The sequence below is a fragment of the Herminiimonas sp. Marseille-P9896 genome (genome assembly GCF_903993245.1).
GTDB lineage: Bacteria > Pseudomonadota > Gammaproteobacteria > Burkholderiales > Burkholderiaceae_D > Oxalicibacterium > Oxalicibacterium contaminans.
Map to the genome: position 1 here is coordinate 1 of NZ_CAJEVT010000006.1, position 5,745 is coordinate 5,745.

Annotated in this window: 2 tRNA genes and 3 rRNA genes; all 5 read left to right on the forward strand. The window is 49.9% G+C overall.

The window, feature by feature from the left end:
• The first annotated feature begins 417 nt into the window (after positions 1-417).
• Positions 418-1,950 (forward strand): 16S ribosomal RNA (locus H7U06_RS16240).
• 122 nt (positions 1,951-2,072) lie between these two features.
• Positions 2,073-2,149: transfer RNA gene (locus H7U06_RS16245), tRNA-Ile, on the forward strand.
• Between the two features lie 22 nt (positions 2,150-2,171).
• Positions 2,172-2,247 (forward strand) — tRNA-Ala (locus H7U06_RS16250).
• A gap of 304 nt (positions 2,248-2,551) precedes the next feature.
• A 23S ribosomal RNA gene (locus H7U06_RS16255) occupies positions 2,552-5,424 on the forward strand.
• Positions 5,425-5,564: 140 nt separating this feature from the next.
• Positions 5,565-5,677, forward strand: a 5S ribosomal RNA gene (gene rrf, locus H7U06_RS16260).
• The 16S, 23S and 5S rRNA genes sit together here with 2 tRNA genes alongside, the layout of an rRNA operon.
• Positions 5,678-5,745: the final 68 nt, after the last annotated feature.

Here is a 5,745-nt window from a genome sequence, read left to right on the forward strand (position 1 = left end):
GGGGAGTAGAAGTGGTGGTTTTCGAAGGTCGTTTCGGTGGTTTAGAAGCGAGTCTTTTTGAAGTAGTTTTTAGAAGAGTTAGTTAAAAAATCTTTTAAAAATAAAATCAAAAAGATGTTGACGAAAACTGAAACATGCCACATAATCTCGCTTCTCTGCTGCTGACGAACAAAACGATTCGCAGCGACGCAAACGACGCAAGTTGATAGCGAAGCAGGACAGGTTCTTTAAAAATTAACAGCCGATAAGTGTGGGCGTTTAATGGAAGCGCGGCAGTGAATTTATTCGCTGTCATAACTTTAAACATTAAATGCTCACAAAGAAATATAGATACTTTCAGAAATGGAAGTACCTGTCAGTATTTTGAGTGAGCGACCGGTTCGAAAGAACCTGGCAGCAATGCCAAAAACAGAGATTGAACTGAAGAGTTTGATCCTGGCTCAGATTGAACGCTGGCGGCATGCCTTACACATGCAAGTCGAACGGCAGCACGGGAGCTTGCTCCTGGTGGCGAGTGGCGAACGGGTGAGTAATATATCGGAACGTACCCTAGAGTGGGGGATAACGCAGCGAAAGTTGCGCTAATACCGCATACGATCTACGGATGAAAGTGGGGGATCGCAAGACCTCATGCTCATGGAGCGGCCGATATCTGATTAGCTAGTTGGTGGGGTAAAGGCCTACCAAGGCATCGATCAGTAGCTGGTCTGAGAGGACGACCAGCCACACTGGAACTGAGACACGGTCCAGACTCCTACGGGAGGCAGCAGTGGGGAATTTTGGACAATGGGGGCAACCCTGATCCAGCAATGCCGCGTGAGTGAAGAAGGCCTTCGGGTTGTAAAGCTCTTTTGTCAGGGAAGAAACGGTGAGGGCTAATATCCTTTGCTAATGACGGTACCTGAAGAATAAGCACCGGCTAACTACGTGCCAGCAGCCGCGGTAATACGTAGGGTGCAAGCGTTAATCGGAATTACTGGGCGTAAAGCGTGCGCAGGCGGTTATGTAAGTCAGATGTGAAATCCCCGGGCTCAACCTGGGAATGGCATTTGAGACTGCATGGCTAGAGTGTGTCAGAGGGGGGTAGAATTCCACGTGTAGCAGTGAAATGCGTAGAGATGTGGAGGAATACCGATGGCGAAGGCAGCCCCCTGGGATAACACTGACGCTCATGCACGAAAGCGTGGGGAGCAAACAGGATTAGATACCCTGGTAGTCCACGCCCTAAACGATGTCTACTAGTTGTCGGGACTTAATTGTCTTGGTAACGCAGCTAACGCGTGAAGTAGACCGCCTGGGGAGTACGGTCGCAAGATTAAAACTCAAAGGAATTGACGGGGACCCGCACAAGCGGTGGATGATGTGGATTAATTCGATGCAACGCGAAAAACCTTACCTACCCTTGACATGTACGGAACCTCTGAGAGATTAGAGGGTGCTCGAAAGAGAGCCGTAACACAGGTGCTGCATGGCTGTCGTCAGCTCGTGTCGTGAGATGTTGGGTTAAGTCCCGCAACGAGCGCAACCCTTGTCATTAGTTGCTACGAAAGGGCACTCTAATGAGACTGCCGGTGACAAACCGGAGGAAGGTGGGGATGACGTCAAGTCCTCATGGCCCTTATGGGTAGGGCTTCACACGTCATACAATGGTACATACAGAGGGCCGCCAACCCGCGAGGGGGAGCTAATCCCAGAAAGTGTATCGTAGTCCGGATTGTAGTCTGCAACTCGACTACATGAAGTTGGAATCGCTAGTAATCGCGGATCAGCATGTCGCGGTGAATACGTTCCCGGGTCTTGTACACACCGCCCGTCACACCATGGGAGCGGGTTTCACCAGAAGTAGGTAGCCTAACCGCAAGGAGGGCGCTTACCACGGTGGGATTCGTGACTGGGGTGAAGTCGTAACAAGGTAGCCGTATCGGAAGGTGCGGCTGGATCACCTCCTTTCTAGAGTTTGCGTGAAAGTTAAGCGTCCACACTTATCGGGCTGTTAGTAAGAAAAGAACAGTGAATGTCGGCAGTGCGCAGGCAGTAATGCTTGTGCGGTGTTGGTTGGTACTGATCCAAACGGGTCTGTAGCTCAGTTGGTTAGAGCACCGTGTTGATAACGCGGGGGTCGTTGGTTCGAGCCCAACCAGACCCACCAAGAAATACGTAGTACCGGTTTCGGGGGTTTAGCTCAGCTGGGAGAGCACCTGCTTTGCAAGCAGGGGGTCGTCGGTTCGATCCCGTCAACCTCCACCAAGATGTCAAACCTAAGTTGATCTGCATGAAAGTGTAGACGTGATTTAGGTTTGATCTTTTAGATAGATCATTGGCTGTTTTTGTTCTTTAACAATTTGGAAGAAGTAAAGATTTATTGGTGCAAGCCAATGATGCGTAAGCATTGTTAGTTTGTGCTGATGGGTTGTGATTGTATCAAATCAAATAGTATTGACGATCAGCTGCTCGCAAGGGCAGTCCAGTGTCAATACAGCAAACACGTAGTACTTGTTTGCCTTATAGCCGTCTTTTAAAAGCGCAAGCGATTAAGAGGCTAACGTTATAGGGACAAGCGAATAAGTGCACATGGTGGATGCCTTGGCGATATCAGGCGATGAAGGACGTAGTAGCTTGCGATAAGCTGCGGGGAGCTAGCAAACAAGCTTTGATCCGCAGATTTCCGAATGGGGAAACCCGGCCCTCTGGGTCATCACTCACTGAATACATAGGTGTGTGAAGCGAACGTGGCGAACTGAAACATCTAAGTAGCTGCAGGAAAAGAAATCAACCGAGATTCCCAAAGTAGTGGCGAGCGAAATGGGAACAGCCGCAAGTTTTAGCATCAGATATAGTGGAATGCTCTGGAAAGTGCAGCCATAGAGGGTGATAGCCCCTTACACGAAATATGTGGTGTGGAACTAAGCTTGCAACAAGTAGGGCGGGACACGAGAAATCCTGTCTGAACATGGGGGGACCATCCTCCAAGGCTAAATACTCGATATCGACCGATAGTGAACCAGTACCGTGAGGGAAAGGCGAAAAGAACCCCGGAAGGGGAGTGAAATAGATCCTGAAACCGTGTGCATACAAACAGTAGGAGCGGACTTGTTCCGTGACTGCGTACCTTTTGTATAATGGGTCAGCGACTTACATTCAGTGGCAAGGTTAACCGTATAGGGAAGCCGTAGAGAAATCGAGTCCGAATAGGGCGTCCAGTCGCTGGGTGTAGACCCGAAACCAAGTGATCTACTCATGGCCAGGTTGAAGGTGCGGTAACACGCACTGGAGGACCGAACCCACTAATGTTGAAAAATTAGGGGATGAGCTGTGGGTAGGGGTGAAAGGCTAAACAAACTTGGAAATAGCTGGTTCTCTCCGAAAACTATTTAGGTAGTGCCTCAAGTATCACCATCGGGGGTAGAGCACTGTTATGGCTAGGGGGTCATCGCGACTTACCAAACCATTGCAAACTCCGAATACCGATGAGTGCGAGCTTGGGAGACAGACGTCGGGTGCTAACGTCCGGCGTCAAGAGGGAAACAACCCAGACCGCCAGCTAAGGTCCCAAAGATTGGCTAAGTGGAAAACGAAGTGGGAAGGCTAAAACAGTCAGGAGGTTGGCTTAGAAGCAGCCATCCTTTAAAGAAAGCGTAATAGCTCACTGATCGAGTCGTCCTGCGCGGAAGATGTAACGGGGCTAAGCCAGTCACCGAAGCTGCGGATATGCGTAAGCATATGGTAGGAGAGCGTTCTGTAAGCCTGCGAAGGTGTCTTGTAAAGGATGCTGGAGGTATCAGAAGTGCGAATGCTGACATGAGTAGCGATAATGGGGGTGAAAAGCCTCCACGCCGTAAGCCCAAGGTTTCCTGTTCAACGTTCATCGGAGCAGGGTGAGTCGGCCCCTAAGGCGAGGCAGAGATGCGTAGCTGATGGGAAGCAGGTTAATATTCCTGCACCGTCGTTAGATGCGATGGGGGGACGGATCGCGAAAGGTTGTCCGGGTGTTGGATGTCCCGGTTACTGTGTCATAGAAGGCTGTTAGGCAAATCCGGCAGCGTAATTCAAGGGCATGGGACGAGCGAATTTATTCGCGAAGCAATCGGAAGTGGTTCCAAGAAAAGCCTCTAAGCTTCAGTCTAACGAGACCGTACCGCAAACCGACACAGGTGGGCGAGATGAGTATTCTAAGGCGCTTGAGAGAACTCGGGAGAAGGAACTCGGCAAATTGGTACCGTAACTTCGGGATAAGGTACGCCCTTGTAGTTTGACTACTTTACTGTAGAAGGACGAAGGGGTTGCAATAAACTGGTGGCTGCGACTGTTTAATAAAAACACAGCACTATGCAAACACGAAAGTGGACGTATATGGTGTGACTCCTGCCCGGTGCTGGAAGATTAAATGATGGGGTGCAAGCTCTTGATTGAAGTCCCAGTAAACGGCGGCCGTAACTATAACGGTCCTAAGGTAGCGAAATTCCTTGTCGGGTAAGTTCCGACCTGCACGAATGGAGTAACGATGGCCACACTGTCTCCTCCCGAGACTCAGCGAAGTTGAAATGTTTGTGATGATGCAATCTACCCGCGGCTAGACGGAAAGACCCCATGAACCTTTACTGTAGCTTTGCATTGGACTTTGAACCAATCTGTGTAGGATAGGTGGGAGGCTTTGAAGCGGGGACGCTAGTTCTCGTGGAGCCATCCTTGAAATACCACCCTGGTTTGTTTGAGGTTCTAACCTTGGTCCGTTATCCGGATCGGGGACAGTGCATGGTAGGCAGTTTGACTGGGGCGGTCTCCTCCCAAAGTGTAACGGAGGAGTTCGAAGGTACGCTAGGTACGGTCGGACATCGTGCTAATAGTGCAATGGCATAAGCGTGCTTAACTGCGAGACTGACAAGTCGAGCAGGTACGAAAGTAGGACATAGTGATCCGGTGGTTCTGTATGGAAGGGCCATCGCTCAACGGATAAAAGGTACTCTGGGGATAACAGGCTGATTCCTCCCAAGAGTTCATATCGACGGGGGAGTTTGGCACCTCGATGTCGGCTCATCACATCCTGGGGCTGTAGCCGGTCCCAAGGGTATGGCTGTTCGCCATTTAAAGTGGTACGTGAGCTGGGTTTAAAACGTCGTGAGACAGTTTGGTCCCTATCTGCCGTGGGCGTTGGAAATTTGAAGGGGGCTGCTCCTAGTACGAGAGGACCGGAGTGGACGAACCTCTGGTGTACCGGTTGTCACGCCAGTGGCATTGCCGGGTAGCTAAGTTCGGAAGAGATAACCGCTGAAAGCATCTAAGCGGGAAACTTGCCTTAAGATGAGATTTCCCAGAGCCTTGAGCTCTTTGAAGGGTCGTTCGAGACCAGGACGTTGATAGGTCAGGTGTGGAAGTGCAGTAATGCATTAAGCTAACTGATACTAATTGCCCGTACGGCTTGTCCCTATAACCTTAGCAGGTGTAGGCTTACAAGTAGCGTGTGTGATTTGAGAATCACAACCAGAAATACAAAATTTACTTCTTCCAGATTGGGTTATTTGCTCAAGTCAGCAACAACGACTTAGCAGGTAACTTTACAAGTTATGCCTGATGACCATAGCGAGTTGGTACCACCCCTTCCCATCCCGAACAGGACCGTGAAACGACTTTGCGCCGATGATAGTGCTGCAACCAGTGTGAAAGTAGGTCATCGTCAGGCTTTTATTTAGAAAACCCTTCAGTAGAAATACTGGAGGGTTTTTGCTTTGCGCGGACGCTTTGTATAAA